Raw genomic sequence first — 20,752 nt, 5'->3', positions numbered from 1 at the left:
TGGAACCGTAACAACATGCGTACTAGCCAATATCTGCTCTCCACTCTGAAGGAGACACCTGCCGACGCCGAGGTGATCAGCCACCAGCTGATGCTACGCGCCGGGATGATCCGCAAGCTGGCCTCCGGGTTATACACCTGGCTGCCGACCGGCGTGCGCGTCCTGAAAAAAGTTGAGAACATCGTGCGTGAAGAGATGAACAACGCCGGTGCGATCGAGGTGTTAATGCCGGTGGTTCAGCCTTCTGAACTGTGGCAAGAGAGTGGTCGTTGGGAACAGTACGGTCCGGAACTGCTGCGTATTGCTGACCGTGGCGATCGTCCGTTCGTACTTGGCCCAACGCATGAAGAAGTGATCACCGATCTGATTCGTAACGAGCTCAGCTCTTACAAACAGCTGCCGCTGAACTTCTACCAGATTCAGACTAAATTCCGTGACGAAGTGCGTCCGCGTTTCGGCGTGATGCGCTCCCGTGAATTCCTGATGAAAGATGCGTACTCTTTCCATACTTCTCAGGAATCTCTGCAGGAAACTTACGACGCGATGTACGCGGCTTATAGCAAGATCTTCAGCCGCATGGGGCTGGATTTCCGCGCGGTACAGGCTGACACCGGTTCTATCGGCGGTAGCGCCTCGCACGAATTCCAGGTACTGGCACAGAGCGGCGAAGACGATGTGATCTTCTCTGATTCCTCTGACTACGCGGCCAACATTGAATTTGCGGAAGCCGTTGCGCCGAAAGCGCCGCGCGCCGCTGCAACGCAAGAAATGACGCTGGTTGATACGCCGAACGCAAAAACCATCGCCGAGCTGGTTGAACAGTTTAGTCTGCCAATCGAGAAAACCGTGAAAACCCTGCTGGTGAAAGCCGTGGAAGACAGCAAGTCTCCGCTGGTCGCACTGCTGGTTCGCGGCGATCACGAACTGAACGAAGTCAAAGCGGAAAAACTGCCGCAGGTTGCCAGCCCGCTGACGTTTGCAACCGAAGAAGAGATCCGCGCGCTGGTGAATGCCGGTCCGGGTTCTTTGGGCCCGGTAAACATGCCAGTGCCGGTGATTATTGACCGTACCGTTGCCGCAATGAGTGATTTCGCGGCAGGCGCTAACGTGGATGGTAAGCATTACTTCGGCATTAACTGGGATCGCGATGTCGCAACCCCGGAAGTCGCTGATATCCGTAACGTCGTCGCCGGCGATCCAAGCCCGGATGGAAAAGGCACGTTGCTGATCAAACGCGGTATCGAAGTCGGTCATATCTTCCAGTTGGGCACCAAGTACTCGGAAGCAATGAAAGCCGCCGTCCAGGGTGAAGATGGCCGCAACCAGATCCTGACTATGGGTTGTTACGGTATCGGGGTCACACGCGTGGTAGCAGCGGCTATTGAGCAGAACTACGACGAGCGCGGGATCGTATGGCCTGACGCTATCGCGCCGTTCCAGGTGGCGATTCTGCCGATGAACATGCACAAGTCCTATCGTGTGCAGGAACTGGCGGAAAAACTGTATGCCGAACTGCGTGCGCAGGGCATCGAAGTGCTGATGGACGACCGTAAAGAGCGCCCAGGCGTGATGTTCGCCGATATGGAGCTGATCGGTATTCCGCACACTATCGTGCTGGGCGACCGTAACCTCGACAACGACGATATTGAATACAAATACCGTCGCAATGGCGAGAAACAGTTGATAAAAACCGGCGACATCGTCAACTATCTGGTTAAACAGATTAAAGGCTGATGTCATAAGAGGCTCTGATTTTCAGGGCCTCTTTTTTACATGGATTGTATAAAATGGCTAAACTCACGGCGTATTACCGCCTGTTCCTCCCTTGCCTTCTTTTGCTTTCGGCCTGCACCGTTGACGTCAGCCCACCGAATAAATCCGCCGCCGCCATTGATGCACAATCCAAAAAATGGGCGGTTACATTCCAGCGCCAGAGCTCATTCACGAATAAAGCACTCGTCGAAATTACCGATACCGACCTTAAGCCAGGCGATCTGTTGTTCTCCTCCAGCCTCGGGGTGACCTCATTAGGCATCCGCGCGTTCAGCAATGCTTCCGTAAGCCACGTTGCCGTCTATCTGGGCGATAATGAAGTCGCAGAAGCCACCGGCGCTGGCGTACAAATCGTGTCACTCAAACAGGCGATGAAACACAGTGATAAACTTTTTGCCCTGAGAGTCCCGGAGCTGACTCCGCAACAGGCCGCTGAAATCAAAACCTTCGCCTATAAAATCAAAGACAGCGGCTATAACTATCGCGGTATCGTGGAATTCATTCCGTTTATGGTGACTCGCCAGATGTGTTCACTAAACCCCTTCTCTGCGGATTTCCGGCAACAGTGTGTCAGCGGGCTGGCGAAAGCGCAGTTGAGCGATGCCCGCGAAGGAGAAAAAACGGCGTGGTTTTGCTCTGAATTCGTCACTGATGCATTTACCAAAGCGGGACATCCGCTAACCCTGGCGCAATCGGGCTGGATCAGCCCTGCTGACCTGATGCACATGCGGGAAGGCGACGTTGCCGCATTTAAGCCAGAAACGCAGCTACGCTATGTCGGTCATTTGAAGTTAGGGATTTATATCAAGACGGGACGTTTTGTAGGACTGACGCGTTAAGCGCGATACACAATAGCAAAACTGCGGGTAAGACGATAACTGTCCAGTCACCCGGACAGTTATCGTTGAGTCCATCACTCAGTCGGTGCAGCTCTTACCCGGAATAAATTTAATCTCTTTATCGGCCATCAGCGTTTTCACCGGCTCATGGGTATCCGGATTCGCCTCCAGCGTGAAGTGCCCTTCGACGGACAACAGCACCGGTTTCTCACTGGTGCCACGCGCCGCAAGATAACCGCGTTCCAGTTCTGCGTTACTGGCAACAGAAACCTGCTTTCCGGTTGCGCAGTCGGTAAAGGTCGCGGCATCCGCCATATAGAAATACATGCCACGCATCGCCATTGGCGTTACCGGCAAACTGGATTTCACCGGTTCAAGCGTATAGTTAAATTGTGATTCAACCGGATTGCCTTCCCGATCCAGCATCTCCAGCGCTTCGCCTTTCGCGCGATAATAAGACTTCTCACCCTGACTGTCGGTCAGCACCAGTTTATCGGCCGTGCGCGCCCAGGTGCCGTAGGAAGCAAAAGAAGACGGCTCTTCACGCACGCCCTGATAGCGTTCGTTCATTACCCATGTGCCATCTTTCTCCAGAAACAGTGAGGTCTCAATACCCTCGCAGTCGGCACAAGGCAGAATGCCCCGCCAGCTTTGCTGCATCGGTTTTAATTCTGCAACCTGAGTCGGCTGGATAACATCAACCTCTGAACGGTTGTTACAGCCAATCAATGCGAAGAGCGTAAATGCCGCCATCGCTGAAAGTAGTGTTTTTTTCACCCTGACTCCCTATCACATTTTATTCCTGCCCGTCAGTCATCACGACGGACTTTACCGCGAAGGGCTTTTACTGAGGATTTCTGCGCCTTCGAGTTTAATCTTCGCTCTTTCGATGCCCGCGTCGGTCGGGTTGCGCGTCGGCTTTTTTGTACTGCGGTGAGCTCTTTTATAACCGCTACCAGTCTGGCAAGCGCCGCTTCCCGGTTGAGTTCCTGGTTGCGGTACTCCTGCGCCTTAATAATCATCACGCCATCAGCGGTAATCAGATGATGGCTGGCAGCCAGCAGACGTTCCTTATAATACTCTGGCAGGCTGGAGGCCCGAATGTCAAAACGCAAATGTATCGCCGTTGAGGTCTTATTGACGTGCTGTCCTCCTGCGCCCTGGGCGCGAATGGCGGTGATCTCCAGCTCATCGTCGGGGATCGAGACAGTCCGCGAAATGACGATCATACCGGTTGTTGCCAAGGCGTCAGATGAATTTCCAGATTATTCTGAGAATCAGACAGCCAGATCGCCCCGTCCTGAATTGTCGCCTGTAGCGTCATGGTACGGCTCGCAAAGGCGCTAAGCTGGGCCAGTTGTTCATCATCCAGATACCAGACAGTGAGATTCGAAAACTGCGCGCATTTGCTTTGATTCTGCTGCCACCAGATCTGCGCCGCCCGGCTATTGTAGGCAAACAGCGCCACATCAGCAGCCTGAGAACACGCTTTCTTAATACGGCGCTCATCCGGTAGCCCCAGTTCAACCCACAAGTCGATACCCAGATGATCGTTACGCAACCACGCTTCCGGTTCATCCTCTGCGCTTAAGCCACGCGTAAACTGGAGACGCTCATCCGCATACTTAATCCACGCCAGCAGACGCAACATCATTCGTTCCTGGGTTTCAGAGGGGTGACGCGCCAGCGTCAACGCCGCATCAAGAAACTGGTTGCGGTCAAGGTCAGCCACGTTGACGACGGCTTTATAAATTGTCGCTTTAAGCGCCATGGAAAAACTCCTTTCGAATCAGGCAGCCATTGTAGCGAAAAAGGAGCCAAAAGGCTGTCCGGGGATCATCAATCAGGCGCTGATATTGCGTGAATGGCTGTGGTATAGTCACCTTGCTAAACAGAGTTTATCTTCGTAGGCTTAGACTTGCATCCACGGTTAAGTCAGAATGCTGACAGGAGGGCATGTGGAAAAATATTGTGAGTTAATACGCAAGCGGTATGCGGAAATCGCCAGCGGAGACTTAGGGTATATCCCGGATGCGCTGGGTTGCGTATTGAAGGTGCTTAATGAAATAGCGGCAGACAGTGCCCTTTCAGAGTCGGTCAGGGAAAAGGCGGCGTATGCTGCGGCGAACTTACTGGTGAGCGATTATGTCAATGAATGATACATACCAACCCATCAACTGTGATGACTACGACAACCTTGAGCTCGCCTGCCAGCATCATTTATTACTGACGCTGGAACTGAAAGATGGTGAAGTTTTGCAAGCGAAAGCCAACGATTTGGTTTCACGGAAAAACGTGGAATACCTAATCACCGAGGTTGCGGGTGAAACGCGCGAGCTTCGTCTCGATAAAATTGTCAGCTTCAGCCATCCGGAAATCGGTACCGTGGTGGTTAGCGAATCCTGAACCCATATTGCCTGGTGGCGCTGCGCCATCAGGTATTTCCACCGATTTGATCCCACACCAGTCTCACCCCCGACTCCTCACCCGCCGCGCCGTCACGCGTGACAAATACGCCTGCAGCCGCAATCAGCGTTTCGCCGTAAAACAGCAATGGCGTGGTATCTCGTCGCCAGGAAGGTACATTCAACTCCTGCCAGATTTTCTTGAGCTTGCGGCCACCGCTACGGCCAACGATATGCAGCATTCCCGGCGCTTTAAAACGGATACTGACACGCTCATCCTCATGAGGCGCGCGTAATTCGTCCCCCACCAGTAACCGCAGATGGCCCAGCCCGGCAGGCAACGTGAGCGGTAACTGCCAGCGAGGCCAGGGCAGTATTGTCTCACTTTGTCCGACAACAGATTTAATCCACCACAGCTGTCCCTGAAAGCGCCGCACCTCGTACTCGCCGAAACGCAGGCACGGTGACGCATCTTCACGCGCCAGCGCCACCTCCTGCCAGAGACGTTCCAGTCCATCGCGTGAAGGCATCGGCGCATTTTTCGCCGCCAGCCAGCGGCGAAGTAGCGCAGCGCGCCGGACACGGCTCATCGCCATGAGCGGCGTTAACTCCAGCGTGCCGTTATCTGTGGTGCAAGAAGACAGTTCATCGGCAAGCAGTTCATCCAGCAGACTCTCTTGTTCAGCACACAGCGCTGCGCTGCGTGCCGTGGCGTCAGCGAAATGCGGCCAGCGCTGTTGCAGAAGCGGCAGAACCTGCAAACGCAGGAAGTTGCGATCGTAGGCGTCATCCTGATTGCTTTCATCTTCAATCCAGCGAAGCTGATGTTGCCTTGCCCATTGCTCCAGTGCCGCACGGGGTTGCGTCAATAACGGACGAATGAGTAACGTGCCCGCAAACTCAGCACTCTCCGCCATTGCAGACAGCCCAGCCGGTCCGCTGCCGCGTTTGAGCGCCAGCAAAAAGGTTTCACACTGATCGTCAAGATGCTGGGCAGTCACCAACACCTCACCGGGCAATAGCGCATCGGCAAATGCCTGATACCGCGCCTGCCGGGCCTGCGCTTCGATTCCCAGCCCGGCGTCCACCAGCGTGACCCGCTCCACCACCAGCGGAACCTGCCATTGCGCGCAGATGGCTTCACAGTGTGCCACCCACTCATCGGCGTGAGCGCTAAGTCCATGATGGATGTGCATGGCGCGAAGCGAGAGAGTCGGTTGTTGCGTCCGCCATTGCACCAGTTGGTGTAAGAGCACGGTAGAGTCCAGACCGCCGCTAAAGGCGACCAGTATCTGTCGGGAAGTGATAAGCGAGGTGTTCAGCGTGAGTGTTGTCATAGCGGTTATTTACAGTGACGTTGCCCGGCACGTTACCGGGCAATCGTCACAATAACAAGCCTTACTGCTCATACAATTCGAGCGGCAGGCCATCCGGGTCTTTAAAAAAGGTGAAGCGCTTGTTGGTGAAGGGATCAATGCGGATGGCTTCACAATTAACGTGATTCGCCTCCAGATGCGCTACCGCATTATCCAGGTTATCCACGCTGAACGCCAGATGGCGCAAGCCACAGGCTTCCGGATGCCCTGGACGCGCCGGCGGGAAAGGAAATGAAAAAAGCTCAATCACATATTGTCCGTTCAGCGCCAGATCGCCCTTCCACGAGTCTCGTTCTGCGCGGTAGGCCTCGCTCAGCAGCGTAAACCCCAAAATATCGCAATAGAAGGACTTACTCGCGGCATAGTCTGTCGCAATAATCGCAATATGGTGAACCTGTTTTAATCCCAGCATAGTGTCTTCATCTCCGTTATTTATCATCAGCACGTTACCCGCCCGGGAGCGCTGAAGGCAAGTCGTCATGCCGTTTTTAAGACTCGTACGAGGTATACGCCGTCGTCATCCTGTTTCGCCCCGTGAATATCCGTTTCAAAGCCCGGATAACGCTGACCAACAGAACAGAGCATCAGCAGAAAATCGAGTACGGCGCGACTCTGCTCGGTGAGCATTTCTCCCGGCATCAGCAGCGGCACGCCGGGAGGGTATGGCAGGATCATATTCGCCGACACGCGTCCCACCAGTTGATCGAGGGGGACCGTTTCGACTTCGCCTTTGATCTGTCGCTGCCAGGCCTGATGCGGCGTCATGATCATTTCCGGCAATGTATCAAACGCACGCAGCATCAGGCCGGAAAGATCGTGTTGGCGGATGAGCTGGTGGATCCCTTGCGCCAGATCCTGAATACGCATGTTGCGATAAAAATCAGGATCTTCTGCATACAGATCCGGCAGCATATTCTTCACGCGCAAATTGAGATCGTAAGAGCGTTTAAATTCGGTCAGTCCACGCAACAGCCCCATTGCCCGGGTTTTATCGATACCAATACTGAAGAGAAACAGCAGATTGTACGGCCCGGTTTTCTCCACCACCACGCCGCGCTCATCAAGGAATTTCGCCACCAGCGCGGCGGGGATCCCCTCGTCACTCATCTCCCCTTGCTCGTTCATACCGGGCGTCAGGATCGTGACTTTTACCGGATCGAGGAACATATGGTCATCGTCGGCATCGGTAAATCCGTGCCAGTCTTCACCGGGTGCCACCGGCCAGCACGCGGCTTCATCAACCTCTTCCGGCTGCCAGATATCAAAGAACCAACCGTCAGACTCTTCACGTAGCCGCTGCACTTCTTTGCGAAAATGTAACGCGCGCTCCACAGAGCGATTGATTAATCGCTTACCGGAATTTCCCCGCAGCATCGCTGCCGCCGTCTCGATGGAGGCGACAATCGGATAACTCGGTGAGGTCGAGGTGTGCATCATAAACGCTTCGTTGAAGGTCTCTTCGTCATAGTCTCCTTTAATATGGATCAGCGACGCCTGCGATAGCGCCGCCAGCATTTTGTGGGTGGATTGCGTTTCGAAAATCACCTTGCCCTGCACCCGTTCACCGCTCATCCCGCTTTTCCCCTGATAAATGGGATGGAAGTGGGTATAGGGCACCCAGGCAGAATCGAAGTGGATAGAGGGGACATCCAGCGTCTGTTTGATCCAGTTAGTGTTATACAGCAGGCCGTCATAGGTCGAGTTAGTGATCACGGCATGAACTGGCCACTGCGCCTGCGCCGTGGTGGCAACTTTGTTCGCAATACTCTCGCGCGTGAACTCACGCTTCGGAATGCCGCCCAGAATACCGAGCGCATTACGCGTTGGTTTCAGCCAGATCGGGACGACGTCGCTCATCATCAACAAATGCGCGAGCGACTTATGGCAGTTACGGTCAATCAACAGCGTACTGCCGGTTGGCGCGGCATACATCCCCACAATTTTGTTTGAGGTGGAGGTGCCGTTAGTCACCATATAACTCTGCTCTGCGCCGAACGTTCGGGCGATATACTCTTCAGCCTCCAGATGTGGCCCGGTGTGATCGAGTAACGAACCCAGTTCAGTGACTGATATCGACACATCCGCTTTCAGGGTATTGCCACCGAAAAAGTCATAGAACAGGCAGCCAACCGGACTTTTTTGATAGGCCGTTCCGGCCATGTGACCCGGCGTGCAGAAGGTGTATTTCCCCTCTTTCACATAGGTGAACAGCGCTCTGGTAAAAGGCGGCGTGATATTGTCGAGGTACTCGTTGGTGTACTGGCGAATGCGCGTCGCGATATCTTCCGACTGCCCGAGCGCATACTCGAAAAACCATAGCGCCATGCGCATGTCGTGAACGCTGACATCCATCGTCGAATGCGTGTTGATAAACGCATACAGCGGTAAATACTCATTGAGCTGGTTAATCTCACTGCACAAATCGAGACTGTACTCATCCCAGTCAAAAATCACCCCACAAATGCGCGGGTTGTGTTCGATAAATTTCAGCAGGTCGACACTGTTTTGCGGCCAGATAATCTGAAATCCCTGTGATTGCAGCGCACGCTCAAGCTCGTTAATGGGCTCGTCTTTATAAAAAACCCCGTGCGGCCCCATAATGGCGATGATATTCATGCGTTCCTCCTGGAAAAACCTTAGCTAATCATAGCCTGTTCAAACCGCAGGTAAAAAAAAGGGCCACAAATTGTGGCCCTTTTCGGAATGGTCAACGCTTACGCGTAGCCGTAGCTCATCAGACGCTGATAGCGACGGTTTTTCAAATCTTCTGTGCTCAATACATCGAGATCCGCGAGGTCCGCCAGCAGTTGCGCTTTCAGCGAAGCCGCCATCGCTTCCGAATTACGATGCGCGCCGCCCAGCGGTTCCGGGATGATGGAATCAATCAGCTTCAGCTCTTTCAGACGTGGCGCAATGATCCCCATCGCTTCTGCGGCCAGCGGCGCTTTGTCCGCACTTTTCCATAGAATGGAAGCACAGCCTTCCGGAGAGATAACGGAATAGGTGCTGTATTGCAGCATATTCACTTTATCGCCCACGCCGATCGCCAGCGCGCCACCGGAACCGCCCTCGCCGATCACGGTGCAGATAACCGGCACGCTCAGACGTGACATTTCACGCAGGTTACGGGCGATAGCTTCGGACTGACCGCGCTCTTCGGCACCCACGCCTGGGTAAGCCCCCGGAGTGTCGATAAAGGTAATGATCGGCATGTTGAAACGCTCGGCCATTTCCATCAGACGCAGCGCTTTACGATAGCCTTCCGGCGCCGGCATCCCGAAGTTACGACGGATTTTCTCTTTGGTCTCGCGGCCTTTCTGATGACCAATGATCATCACCGGACGACCGTCCAGACGCGCAATGCCGCCGACGATAGCTTTATCGTCCGCATAAGCGCGATCGCCCGCCAGTTCGTCAAATTCATCAAACGCCAGGCGAACATAATCCAGGGTGTAAGGACGCTGCGGATGGCGTGCCAGTTGGGCAACCTGCCATGCGCCAAGATCGGCGAAGATTTTACGCGTCAGTTCTACGCTTTTTTCACGCAGACGATGCACTTCTTCATCGATGTTAATATCCAGTTTCTCGTCCTGACGGCTCACCGCAGTCAGAGAATCGATTTTTGCTTCCAGCTCTGCAATCGGCTGTTCAAAATCAAGGAAATTCAGACTCATAGTATTCCTGTATTAGTCAAACTCCAGTTCCACCTGCTCCGAACCAATGAGGCCACGGAGATCGTTAAGCAAACGATCGCTCGGAGAGACACGCCACGTCGCGCCAAAACGCAACCGCGCACGTGCATCCGCCCTCTGATAGTAGAGATGTACTGGAATTGTCCCCGAGCGGTGGGGTTCCAGAGACTGACGGAGTCGGTTTAAAAGCTGGTCATCAATTTGCCTGTCCGTCAGCGAGATAGCAAGCCCGCGAGCATATTTTTCCCGGGCTTCGTCAATATCCATGACTTCGCGGGCGGTCATTTTAAGCCCCCCGCTGAAGTCATCAAAGCTGACCTGTCCGCTGACGATAAGTATGCGGTCTTTTTCCAGCAATTGCTGGTATTTATCCAGGGCGTCGGTAAATAACATCACCTCCAGACGTCCGGAACGGTCATCCAGCGTACAGATGCCGATACGATTGCCGCGCTTGGTGACCATAACCCTTGCGGCAATGACGAGCCCCGCAGCCGTGGTCACTTTACCACGTTCTGTCGGATGCATGTCTTTCAGCCGGTAGCCTCCGACATAGCGCTCAATTTCTTTCAAATACTGGTTGATCGGGTGACCCGTCAGGTACAACCCCAACGTTTCGCGTTCCCCATCTAAAACCATCTGCTCTGGCCACGGCTGGCAGCTGGCGTAGGATTGTTCAATTTGCTCCGGCTCTTCCGCCAGCACGCCGAACATATCTGCCTGACCAATCGCTTCTGCTTTCGCGTGCTGATCGGCGGCTTTCAGCGCATCGCCCAGCGAATTCATCAGCGCAGCACGATGCGGCCCCAGCCTGTCAAAGGCCCCGGACATGATCAATTTTTCCAGCACCCGCCGGTTGAGCTTTTTGGTATCGGTGCGCGCGCAAAGATCAAACAGCTCACGGAAATAGCCGCCGTTGTTACGCGCCTCAATGATCGCCTCGATCGGGCCTTCACCCACGCCTTTGATCGCGCCGATACCGTAGACAATCTCGCCATCGTCGTTGACGTGGAAGTGGTACAGCCCGGAGTTGATATCCGGCGGCAGGATTTTCAGCCCCATGCGCCAGCATTCATCCACCAGCCCTACCACCTTCTCGGTGTTGTCCATATCGGCAGTCATTACCGCCGCCATAAACTCAGCAGGATAGTGCGCTTTCAGCCACAGCGTCTGGTAAGAGACCAGCGCGTAGGCAGCAGAGTGCGATTTGTTAAACCCGTACCCGGCGAATTTCTCCACCAGGTCGAAGATTTTCATCGCCAGTTCGCCGTCAATACCGTTTTTCTTCGCGCCGTCTTCAAAGATGGAGCGCTGTTTGGCCATCTCTTCCGGCTTTTTTTTACCCATCGCACGACGCAGCATATCCGCACCGCCAAGAGTATAGCCAGAAAGCACCTGGGCAATCTGCATGACCTGTTCCTGATACAGGATGATGCCGTAGGTTGGCTCCAGTACTGGTTTCAGGCTTTCGTGTTGCCACTGCACATCCGGATAGGAGATCTCTTCGCGCCCGTGCTTACGGTCGATGAAGTTATCTACCATGCCGGACTGCAACGGCCCCGGACGGAACAGGGCCACCAGGGCTATCATATCTTCGAAGCAGTCAGGCTGTAGACGCTTAATCAGGTCTTTCATGCCGCGGGATTCAAGCTGGAAGACCGCCGTGGTTTCCGAGCGTTGCAGCATATCGAAGCTTTTCTTATCGTCCAGCGGGATAGCGGCAATATCCAGCGGCGGCTCACCGTTCTTTTCACGGCGGGCGTTAATCATCTCCAGCGCCCAGTTAATGATAGTGAGTGTACGCAAGCCAAGGAAGTCGAACTTCACGAGGCCGGCATATTCCACGTCGTTTTTATCAAACTGGGTAACCGGGTGCAGCCCCTGTTCATCACAGTACAGCGGCGCAAAATCGGTGATTTTCGTCGGGGCGATAACCACACCACCAGCGTGTTTACCGGCGTTTCGGGTCACGCCTTCCAGCTTACGCGCCATGTCGATCAGCGCTTTAACCTCTTCATCTGCCTCGTAGATTTCTGGCAGTTGCGGTTCAGCCTCGAAGGCTTTCGCCAGCGTCATCCCCGGATCGGGGGGCACCAGTTTCGAAATACGATCGACAAAGCCGTACGGGTGGCCCAGTACGCGACCCACGTCGCGGATCACCGCTTTCGCCGCCATCGTACCGAAGGTAATAATCTGCGATACCGCATCACGGCCATACATGTCGGCCACGTGTTCAATCACCTGGTCGCGTTTCTCCATACAGAAGTCAACGTCGAAGTCAGGCATCGAGACACGTTCCGGGTTAAGGAAACGTTCGAACAGCAGGTCAAATTCCAGCGGGTCGAGGTCGGTAATTTTCAGCGCGTAAGCCACCAGCGAGCCCGCACCGGAACCACGGCCTGGCCCTACCGGCACGCCGTTATCTTTCGACCACTGGATAAATTCCATCACGATGAGGAAGTAACCCGGGAACCCCATCTGGTTGATCACCTGCAGTTCAATATCCAGACGTTCATCGTAAGGCGGCCGCTTTTCTTTTCGCACGGCTTCATCCGGGAACAAGAAGGCCAGACGCTCTTCCAGCCCTTCTTTCGATTTCTGGACCAGGAAATCTTCCGTGGTCATATCGCCTGTCGGGAACTGCGGCAGGAAATACTCGCCCAGACGTACCGTTACGTTACAGCGTTTGGCAATTTCAACGGTGTTTTCCAACGCTTCCGGAATATCAGAGAAGAGTTCGCACATCTCCTCTTCCGAGCGCATATATTGCTGCGGCGAGTAATTACGCGGACGTTTGGGATCGTCGAGGGTGAAACCATCGTGGATAGCAACGCGAATTTCATGCGCGTCAAAGTCATCACTGTTGATAAAGCGCACGTCGTTGGTGGCGACCACCGGCAAACTGCGCGCTTCCGCCAGCGCAACGGCAGCATGAAGATAGTTCTCTTCATCGGGACGACCAGTGCGGATAAGCTCAAGGAAGTAACGATCCGGGAAGTGTTCTTCATAGAACGCGACACACTCATCAACCAGCGCGCCGTTACCGCGAAGCAGACTGCGCCCGACGTCACCCATGCGCCCGCCGGAAAGCAGGATCAACCCTTCTTTCAGTTCGATCAGCCAGTCACGGTCGATGATCGGCCCCGCCGCGCCATAGCCGCGTTGATAGGCTTTTGAAATCAACAGCGTCAGATTTTGGTACCCGGTGTTATTGGCGGCAAGCACTGTCAGATGCGTCAGTTCATCCCCCATCAGCTCGCTCTGAACATGGAAATCAGCGCCAACAATGGGTTTAATCCCTGCACCATGACCCGCTCCGTAGAACTTCACCAGACCACAGAGGTTAGTAAAATCGGTGATCGCCAGCGCAGGCATGCCCAACGCGGCCGCCTTTTTCACCAGCGGCCCGGTTTTTGCCAGCCCATCGATCATGGAGTAGTCGCTGTGCACCCGCAGGTGGACGAAACGAGGTTCAGACATCTTCAGATTCCTTCGACACAAGAATCAGGACGCGAGTCCCAGTGCGCGTTTAACGGGAGCAAAACTACGTCGGTGATGCTCCGTTGCGCCATATTCAGCCAGTTTTTCCAGATGGAAAGCGGTTGGATACCCTTTGTGCTGGGCAAAACCATATTGCGGGAAAACGCTATCCAACGCGGCCATTTCGGCGTCACGCGTGACTTTTGCAAGAATAGACGCGGCGCTGATCTCCGCCACCCGACTGTCGCCCTTCACTACCGCCAGAGACGGCACAGGTAATGCCGGACAGCGATTACCATCGATCAGCACATATTCCGGCGCAATATGTAACCCCGCCACCGCTCGCTGCATGGCCAACATCGTGGCGTGGAGTATATTCAGCTCATCGATCTCGTGCGGTTCCGCACGACCGAGACTCCAGCTCAACGCTTTTTCTTTGATTTCGTCATACAGCGCCAGACGGCGCTTTTCAGATAATTTTTTGGAATCGTTAAGACCCACAATCGGGCGAGCCGGGTCGAGGATCACGGCTGCGGTAACGACCGCGCCTACCAACGGACCACGTCCGACTTCATCCACACCCGCCACTAAGTGCGTGTGTGGATAAACAAATTCGATCATCGTGCTAACTCCAGGACCGCATCCGCCGCCTGCTCATCAGCATTACAGCGGATCTGCTGATGCAGTTCGCGGAAAGTATCGTGCATCGCATGACTGGTTTTACCGTTCGCCAGTAAGGGGAGAAGCGCCTCAGCCAGCTTTTGCGGCTCGCACTCTTCCTGCAACAGCTCTTTCACCAGTTCCCTTCCCGCCAGCAGGTTTGGCAGCGAGACATAATCTGTCTTCACCAGTCGCTTCGCCAGCCAGAACGTAAAGGGCTTCATGCGATATCCCACCACCATCGGGCATTTGGCCAGCATGCACTCGAGCGCAGCGGTACCGGATGCCAGCAACGCGGCATCGCTGGCAATCATCGCTTCTCGAGCCATCCCATCCAACATATGGACGGAAAGCGTCGGGGCGACTTCTGCTTTGATCTGCTCAAACTGCTCGCGCCGTTTGGCGTTCACCAATGGCACCACCACCTCAAGATCAGGATAGGTCTGGCGCAACAATTGGGCCGTTTTCAGGAAGTCGGCGCTGAGCATTTCGACTTCCGCACCGCGACTGCCGGGTAATAATGCCAGACAGTGCGCGTCACGGGGGATCCCCAGCACATCTCGCGCCGCGTTTTTATCCGGGTCCAGAGGCATCGCGTCCGCCATGGTGTGACCGATAAAACGGCACGGCACGTTGTACTTGTCGTAAAACGCTTTTTCGAAAGGCAGAAAAGCCAGAACCATATTGGTGGATCTGCCTATTTTGAAAACGCGTTTCTGTCGCCACGCCCAGACGGACGGACTGACGTAATGAATCGTTTTGATACCCTGTTTTTTCAGATTCCCTTCGAGGGTGATATTGAAATCGGGTGCATCTATACCAACGAAGACATCGGGCTGCAGCTCAGTGAATCGACGAGTCAGATCGGCGCGGATATGCAGCAGACGACGCAGGCGTCCAAGCACTTCCACAATGCCCATCACCGCCAGTTCTTCCATTTCATACCAGGCTTCACAGCCTTCGGCCTGCATACGTGGGCCTGCGACGCCGACAAAACGCGCGTCGGGAACACGCGCCTTCAGCGCCCGGATTAAGCCAGCACCAAGAATATCGCCGGAGGTTTCTCCGGCGACCAGGGCAATCGTTAAGGGGCGCTGCTCAGCCATTAACGAATCAGACCGCGCGTCGAGCGGGCAAAGAAATCGCTGAACGCCTGTACTTCCGGATACTGCTTCGCCAGTTCGGCGATTTCCGGTTTTACATCTTCCAGCGTTTTGCCACTACGGTACAACGCTTTGTATGCATTGCGGATGGCGGTGATCGCTTCGCGAGTAAATCCGCGACGCTTCAGCCCTTCGATGTTGACGCCAAACGGCGTCGCGTGGTTGCCCTGCGCAATAACGTACGGCGGAACGTCCTGAGCAACGCCAGAACAGCCGCCAACCATCACGTGTGCACCAATAATGCAGAACTGGTGCACAGCGGTCATGCCACCGATGATGACATAATCATCCAGGGAGACGTGACCCGCTAGCGTGGCGTTATTAGCCAGAATACAGCGATCCCCTATTGTGCAATCGTGTGCCACATGAGCATTGATCATCAGTAAGTTATCGCTGCCCACCTTCGTCAATCCACCGCCCTGCACTGTGCCACGATGAATGGTAACGCTTTCGCGAATGCGGTTACGATCGCCAATTTCCACACGGGTCGGTTCACCAGCATATTTCAGATCCTGGTTCACTTCGCCAATGGAGGCGAACTGATATATCTCGTTATCGCGGCCAATTTTGGTATGACCATTCACGACAACGTGAGACTTCAGTACGGTACCCTCACCAATTTCAACATGGGGTCCAACAAGACAAAAAGGACCAATGTGAACGTTAGCGCCAAGTGAAGCGCCCTCTTCCACAATGGCGGTCGGATGAACAAAGGCGGAATTATCAATCACGTATCAGGCCTCCCGGCTACGAGCGCACATCATCGTTGCTTCGCAAACTACTTTACCGTCGACCAGAGCAACCCCTTTGAAGCGGGTCAGGCCACGGCGCGTTTTCTCGAAAGTGACTTCCATGATCATCTGATCGCCTGGCACGACAGGACGCTTAAAGCGCGCTTCATCGATACCGGCGAAATAATAGAGTTCTCCCGGCTCCAGTTTACCAACGCTTTTAAACGCCAGAATACCGGTAGCCTGTGCCATGGCTTCCAGAATCAGCACGCCAGGGAAAATCGGTTTACCCGGGAAATGCCCCTGGAAAAACGGCTCGTTAACGGAGACATTTTTCACTGCGCGCAGAAAACGACCTTCTTCAAAGTCCAGCACGCGATCAACCAGTAAAAACGGAAAACGGTGCGGCAGAAGTTCTAAAATCTCTTCAATATGCAGAGTATGAGTGTTAGTAGTCAAAATACTCTTCCTGTCCAAATATGCTAAAAGCCAATAATAACACGGCCTGCCGCAATCGTATGAATGCCGACAGGCCGTAAAGTATGTGTGACCGGGTGAGAGTTTAGTCTTGTTGATTAACCTTGCGCTCAATGGCTTTGAGGCGCTTGCTCATATCATCAATGTTCATCACCAGTGCGGCTGTCTTACGCCATACTTTGTTAGGTTGCAGCGGAATGCCTGAGGAATAGACGCCTGGTTCAGTGATGGGACGCATCACCATCCCCATGCCCGTCACGGTAACCTTGTCGCATATTTCCATATGCCCGTTGATTACGCTGGCACCGCCGATCATGCAATAACGGCCAATCTTCAGGCTGCCCGCCATAATGACGCCACCGGCAACCGCCGTATTGTCGCCAATCACAACGTTATGTGCAATCTGACACTGGTTATCAATGATAACCCCATTGCCGATCACAGTATCATCCAGCGCGCCACGGTCGATGGTGGTACAGGCGCCGATCTCCACACGATCGCCAATAATAACGCGACCTAACTGCGGGATCTTCACCCAGTTGCCGCGATCGTTGGCATAGCCAAAACCGTCAGCACCGATGACCGTACTGGACTGGATCAGGCAATTCTCACCGATCTGAATGTCGTGGTAAACCGATACATTCGCCCACAGACGCGAACCGGCCCCAATTTTCGTATTTTTCCCGACGAAGCAGCCCGGGCCGATAACCACGTTATCGCCAAGCTCCACGCCAGACTCAATCACCGCATTTGCGCCAATTGAAACATTGCTACCCAGCGTTGCCGTCGCATCAACTACTGCACTCGGTGCAATGTTCTGTGCCGGCTGCGGCGTGGTATCTAAAATTTGCGCCATTCGCGCGTACGTCAGGTAAGGATTTTTCACTACCAACGCAGCACTCTTAGCAAAAGGAAGATCGTCCTGCGTCATGACAACGGCAGACGCCTGGCATAAGGCCAGGTGCTCACGGTATTTTGGATTCACCATGAAGGTGATGTGACCCGTTTGCGCAGATTGCATGGACGCAACGCCGGTGATGACGATATCGCCATCACCGTGTAATTCTGCATCCAACTGTTCTGCTAAATCAGCCAGTCGAATTGAAGGCATTACTTATTTAACCTGTTTCAGTACGTCAGCGGTGATGTCTTTTACATCGCTGCTGTTGTAAGCAACGGTGTTTGCGTCAACGACCAGATCGATGCTCTGGCTGCTGGCAACAGATTTCACTGCAGTCTGGATACGGGTAACCAGTTTGCCACGTTCTTCGTTGGAACGACGTGCACGATCCTGCTCAAAAGCCTGCGCTTTCTGAGAGAAGGTCTGGCGCTGAGCCATCACGTCTTTTTCCAGCTTAGTACGATCGCTGCCCGCTTTCATGGACTGCAGACGCTGCATTTTAGATTGCAGATCGGATTCCATACGCTGCAGTTCGCTCGCGCGGCCTTTAAACTCATTTTCCAACGTGTTGGAAACACCGGTCTTCTGTGCAACCTGCTGGAACAGGCTACCCATGTTGACGATAGCAATTTTGTCAGCAGCCTGTGCAGACGTAACCATTGCTAAACCGAGACCTGCCGCTAATAACCACTTTTTCACAATAAACTCCTTACCATCCCATTTGCACCCGAAGGTGCAGTTCTTTGCGTGGCCAGGCGATCCCATGCAAGATGATCGCCTTAAGTCATCGCTACACTACCATTACATTCCTTTGCGAAGAACAATTACCATGTTTTACCAATGTTAAACTGGAACTGCTCTTTTTTGTCTCCATCGTAATCCTTAAACGGCTGGGCGTAGGAGAAGACCAACGGCCCCAATGGGGACATCCATTGTAATGCGATACCAGCAGACATACGGATATTGCTTGGATCACTGTAGTCTGGATAACCGGAATATGCACTTGAATCCCAGTTAGTATCCCAGACGGTACCCATATCCCAGAAGAACGAAGTACGTACCGAGTTGGCGTATTTATCACTGATGAACGGCGTTGGGGTAATGAACTCCAGGCTGGCGACAGCCATGGCGTTACCGCCCACTGCATCATCCGATTTACACGGCGCCGATTGCGTGCTTTCACATTCGTTATCGTAGTCGCTATCGCCATCATGACGACTGCTGGATGGATAATAAACGGCTTTCGGACCAATGGTATTGGACTGGAAGCCACGCACGGTGCTGGAGCCACCGGCATAGAAGTTCTCATAGAACGGCATCTCTTTACCGCCGATTCCATCCCCATAACCCCAACGGGTACGACCGAGGACCACCCACTTATGATCGTCGTCGATCGGTACGTAGGTTGCGGTATCCAGTGTCGCTTTGTAGAACTCGTTATCAGAGCCAGGGATCGTCACCTTACCGTTCAGGTTGATACGCGTCCCTTCCGTCGGGAAGAAGCCACGGTCAAGCTTGTTATAAGTCCAGCCATAGTTGAAGGTGAAGTCGTTGGCGCTAAAGGAGTTGCGGTCATTCGATTCACTCGGGTATTCACCCACGGAGTTCAAATAACGCCACATCGCGACCTGCGGCTGCATATTAGACAGGGAGTTATGCACATACCCTAAACCCGCACGCAGGGTGTTGTATTCGTTGACCGGGAAGCCCAGCGTGACGTCTGTACCATAACTTTTGTTGGTATAGTCAGACAGATCCGCATCGTTCGCATCAAAGTCGTTATAGAAGATGCGCCCACCCAGACTCACGCCATCAACAGTGAAGTACGGGTTGGTGACGGACAGTTCGCTGTAGGTCTGGTAATCGTTCTTGGTACCGTTAATCCCTACCGCGTAACCCGTGCCCAGCCAGTTATCCTGCTGAACACCGGCCTGGAAGCTTACGCCGCTTTCCGTACCGTAACCGACACCAAAGTTAAAGCTACCGGTGTTACGCTCTTTCACCTTATAGACCACGTCTACCTGGTCCGGGCTGCCCGGAACACGCTGCGTGTCGGTGTCGACCGTTTCAAAGTAACCCAGACGGTTCAGACGCTCTTTACCCTGATCAACCATATCACTGCCCAGCCATGCCCCTTCCATCTGGCGCATTTCGCGACGCAGGACGGCATCTTTGGACGTGTCGTTACCTTCAAAACGGATCTTACGCACGTAGAAACGGTTACCCGCATCAACGTTTACGCGCAGCATAACGGTTTTGTCAGTATCGTTGATTTCCGGCTGTGACTGAACACGCGGATAGGCGTAACCATAGCGACCCAGAAGCTTCTTAATATCATCTTCCATTTTGGTCACTTTGGTGCCGTTATAGAGTTCGCCCGGCTCAATTTTGGTCAGGCTTTCGATCTCCGCAGAGTGCCCCGCCAGGTTCCCCGTTACCTGAACGCCAGAAAGCTTATACTGCTCGCCTTCCGTGATGTTCACGGTAATGTAGATCCCTTTCTTATCCGGGGTCAGGCTGACCTGCGTTGAGTCGATGTTGAAACGCGCGTAACCGCGATCCAGGTAGTAACTGCGCAGGGTTTCAAGGTCACCCGCCAGTTTCTGCTTCTGGTATTTGCGATCGCCAACAACGTTCCACCACGGAACTTCATCACGCAACTGGAAGTGAGAGATCAGTTCATCCGTGCTGAAGGCATGATTACCGACGATATTGATCTGCTGGATCTTCGCCGATACCCCTTCCTGGAACACCAGTTTAAGGTCAACACGGTTGCGCGGCAGTGGCGTGACAACGGCTTTCACGCTGGCGCTGTATTTACCGACGCTGTAGTAGAAGTCTTCCAGACCTTTCTCGATATCGGCAATGGTGGTGCGATCCAAAGATTCGCCAACACGCACGCCAGAAGCCTCGAGGTTTTGCTTCAGCATGTCATCTTTCACCGATTTGTTACCGGAGAAGGTGATGCTGGCAATAGTCGGACGTTCTTTTACCTGAACCAGAAGCGTATCGCCATCGCGAAGGACACGAACATCCTCAAAGTTGCCAGTGGCAAACAGTGCGCGAATGGTATTACTGATATCTTCATCATTAACCGTGTCGCCTGTGCGCACCGGCATACTGAGGAGGGCCGCACCAACGGCGACACGCTGCAGGCCTTCGAAATGAATGTCCTTCACTACGAACCCTTCAGCACCGTATACGGTCGCGCTGCTAAACAGCAGCGACGCTATGAGCAACTTTTTCATCGCCATCGTT

Annotated in this window: 19 protein-coding genes; 4 read left to right on the top strand and 15 right to left on the bottom strand. The window is 53.9% G+C overall.

The genetic code is table 11. The annotated features are described in order from the left end of the window. The first annotated feature begins 15 nt into the window (after window positions 1-15). Together proS and AOY24_RS19360 are read left to right on the top strand one after the other, a co-directional pair. Window positions 16-1,734, top strand: a complete 1,719-nt coding sequence (gene proS, locus AOY24_RS19365) for a proline--tRNA ligase (protein WP_042997847.1) — start codon at window positions 16-18, stop codon at window positions 1,732-1,734. Between the two features lie 53 nt (window positions 1,735-1,787). Then, window positions 1,788-2,612: a YaeF family permuted papain-like enzyme gene (locus AOY24_RS19360; protein WP_044327026.1), complete on the top strand. Its 825-nt coding sequence runs from the start codon at window positions 1,788-1,790 to the stop codon at window positions 2,610-2,612. Between the two features lie 78 nt (window positions 2,613-2,690). On the opposite strand, the gene nlpE is transcribed toward AOY24_RS19360, so the two are convergent. Genes nlpE through AOY24_RS19345 form a run of 3 tightly spaced genes read right to left on the bottom strand, consistent with a single transcriptional unit; the run spans window position 2,691 to window position 4,383 of the window. Then, window positions 2,691-3,389 carry an envelope stress response activation lipoprotein NlpE gene (gene nlpE, locus AOY24_RS19355; protein ID WP_042997849.1) on the bottom strand — a complete coding sequence of 233 codons (699 nt, stop codon included), beginning with the start codon at window positions 3,387-3,389 and terminating at the stop codon, window positions 2,691-2,693. Window positions 3,390-3,421: 32 nt separating this feature from the next. Further along, the gene (gene arfB, locus AOY24_RS19350; protein WP_044327027.1) at window positions 3,422-3,841 is read right to left on the bottom strand and encodes an alternative ribosome rescue aminoacyl-tRNA hydrolase ArfB; all 420 of its coding nucleotides are present in this window, start codon (window positions 3,839-3,841) and stop codon (window positions 3,422-3,424) included. Further along, entirely contained in the window at window positions 3,838-4,383 is a 546-nt protein-coding gene (locus AOY24_RS19345) for a YaeQ family protein (RefSeq protein ID WP_044327028.1), read from the bottom strand. The genes arfB and AOY24_RS19345 overlap by 4 nt, the downstream gene beginning before the upstream one ends. 187 nt (window positions 4,384-4,570) lie before the next feature. Here AOY24_RS19345 and AOY24_RS19340 point away from each other — a divergent pair, with 187 nt between their 5' ends. Both AOY24_RS19340 and rof read left to right on the top strand, forming a co-directional pair. Further along, entirely contained in the window at window positions 4,571-4,771 is a 201-nt protein-coding gene (locus AOY24_RS19340; RefSeq protein WP_042323658.1) for a YaeP family protein, read from the top strand. Continuing rightward, on the top strand, window positions 4,758-5,018 hold the full coding sequence (gene rof / locus AOY24_RS19335) for a Rho-binding antiterminator (protein ID WP_042323659.1): 261 nt from the start codon (window positions 4,758-4,760) through the stop codon (window positions 5,016-5,018). Before AOY24_RS19340 ends, rof begins: the two co-directional genes overlap by 14 nt. Window positions 5,019-5,046: 28 nt before the next feature. Here the strand turns inward: rof and tilS are convergent, their stop codons facing one another. The 12 genes from tilS to bamA form a co-directional block, all read right to left on the bottom strand. Further along, window positions 5,047-6,354 (bottom strand): tRNA lysidine(34) synthetase TilS, encoded by a 1,308-nt coding sequence (gene tilS / locus AOY24_RS19330; RefSeq protein ID WP_054177185.1) that lies wholly within the window; start codon window positions 6,352-6,354, stop codon window positions 5,047-5,049. 61 nt (window positions 6,355-6,415) lie between these two features. Then, window positions 6,416-6,805 carry a VOC family protein gene (locus AOY24_RS19325; RefSeq protein WP_042997853.1) on the bottom strand — a complete coding sequence of 130 codons (390 nt, stop codon included), beginning with the start codon at window positions 6,803-6,805 and terminating at the stop codon, window positions 6,416-6,418. A gap of 65 nt (window positions 6,806-6,870) precedes the next feature. Further along, window positions 6,871-9,009 carry a lysine decarboxylase LdcC gene (gene ldcC / locus AOY24_RS19320; protein WP_054177184.1) on the bottom strand — a complete coding sequence of 713 codons (2,139 nt, stop codon included), beginning with the start codon at window positions 9,007-9,009 and terminating at the stop codon, window positions 6,871-6,873. A 98-nt stretch (window positions 9,010-9,107) separates the two neighbouring features. Further along, window positions 9,108-10,067, bottom strand: a complete 960-nt coding sequence (accA, locus tag AOY24_RS19315; RefSeq protein ID WP_054177183.1) for an acetyl-CoA carboxylase carboxyl transferase subunit alpha — start codon at window positions 10,065-10,067, stop codon at window positions 9,108-9,110. Between the two features lie 12 nt (window positions 10,068-10,079). Further along, entirely contained in the window at window positions 10,080-13,562 is a 3,483-nt protein-coding gene (gene dnaE, locus AOY24_RS19310) for a DNA polymerase III subunit alpha (protein WP_054177182.1), read from the bottom strand. Window positions 13,563-13,586: 24 nt separating this feature from the next. Continuing rightward, window positions 13,587-14,183, bottom strand: coding sequence for a ribonuclease HII (gene rnhB / locus AOY24_RS19305; RefSeq protein WP_054177181.1), 597 nt, complete (start codon window positions 14,181-14,183; stop codon window positions 13,587-13,589). Beyond that, the gene (lpxB, locus tag AOY24_RS19300) at window positions 14,180-15,328 is read right to left on the bottom strand and encodes a lipid-A-disaccharide synthase (RefSeq protein WP_042997858.1); all 1,149 of its coding nucleotides are present in this window, start codon (window positions 15,326-15,328) and stop codon (window positions 14,180-14,182) included. The genes rnhB and lpxB overlap by 4 nt, the downstream gene beginning before the upstream one ends. Next, window positions 15,328-16,116, bottom strand: coding sequence for an acyl-ACP--UDP-N-acetylglucosamine O-acyltransferase (gene lpxA / locus AOY24_RS19295; protein ID WP_042997859.1), 789 nt, complete (start codon window positions 16,114-16,116; stop codon window positions 15,328-15,330). The genes lpxB and lpxA overlap by 1 nt, the downstream gene beginning before the upstream one ends. Window positions 16,117-16,119: 3 nt before the next feature. Next, window positions 16,120-16,575, bottom strand: coding sequence for a 3-hydroxyacyl-ACP dehydratase FabZ (gene fabZ, locus AOY24_RS19290; RefSeq protein ID WP_003018528.1), 456 nt, complete (start codon window positions 16,573-16,575; stop codon window positions 16,120-16,122). A gap of 103 nt (window positions 16,576-16,678) precedes the next feature. Further along, window positions 16,679-17,704, bottom strand: a complete 1,026-nt coding sequence (gene lpxD / locus AOY24_RS19285; RefSeq protein ID WP_042997860.1) for a UDP-3-O-(3-hydroxymyristoyl)glucosamine N-acyltransferase — start codon at window positions 17,702-17,704, stop codon at window positions 16,679-16,681. A gap of 3 nt (window positions 17,705-17,707) precedes the next feature. Beyond that, the gene (skp, locus tag AOY24_RS19280; protein WP_042323679.1) at window positions 17,708-18,193 is read right to left on the bottom strand and encodes a molecular chaperone Skp; all 486 of its coding nucleotides are present in this window, start codon (window positions 18,191-18,193) and stop codon (window positions 17,708-17,710) included. 125 nt (window positions 18,194-18,318) lie between these two features. Further along, window positions 18,319-20,748 (bottom strand): outer membrane protein assembly factor BamA, encoded by a 2,430-nt coding sequence (gene bamA, locus AOY24_RS19275; RefSeq protein ID WP_044255371.1) that lies wholly within the window; start codon window positions 20,746-20,748, stop codon window positions 18,319-18,321. Between the last annotated feature and the right edge of the window lie 4 nt (window positions 20,749-20,752).

This window comes from Citrobacter sp. CtB7.12, assembly GCF_001297795.1.
Taxonomy (GTDB): domain Bacteria; phylum Pseudomonadota; class Gammaproteobacteria; order Enterobacterales; family Enterobacteriaceae; genus Citrobacter_A; species Citrobacter_A amalonaticus.
This window is presented reverse-complemented; position numbering and strand designations above follow the sequence as displayed.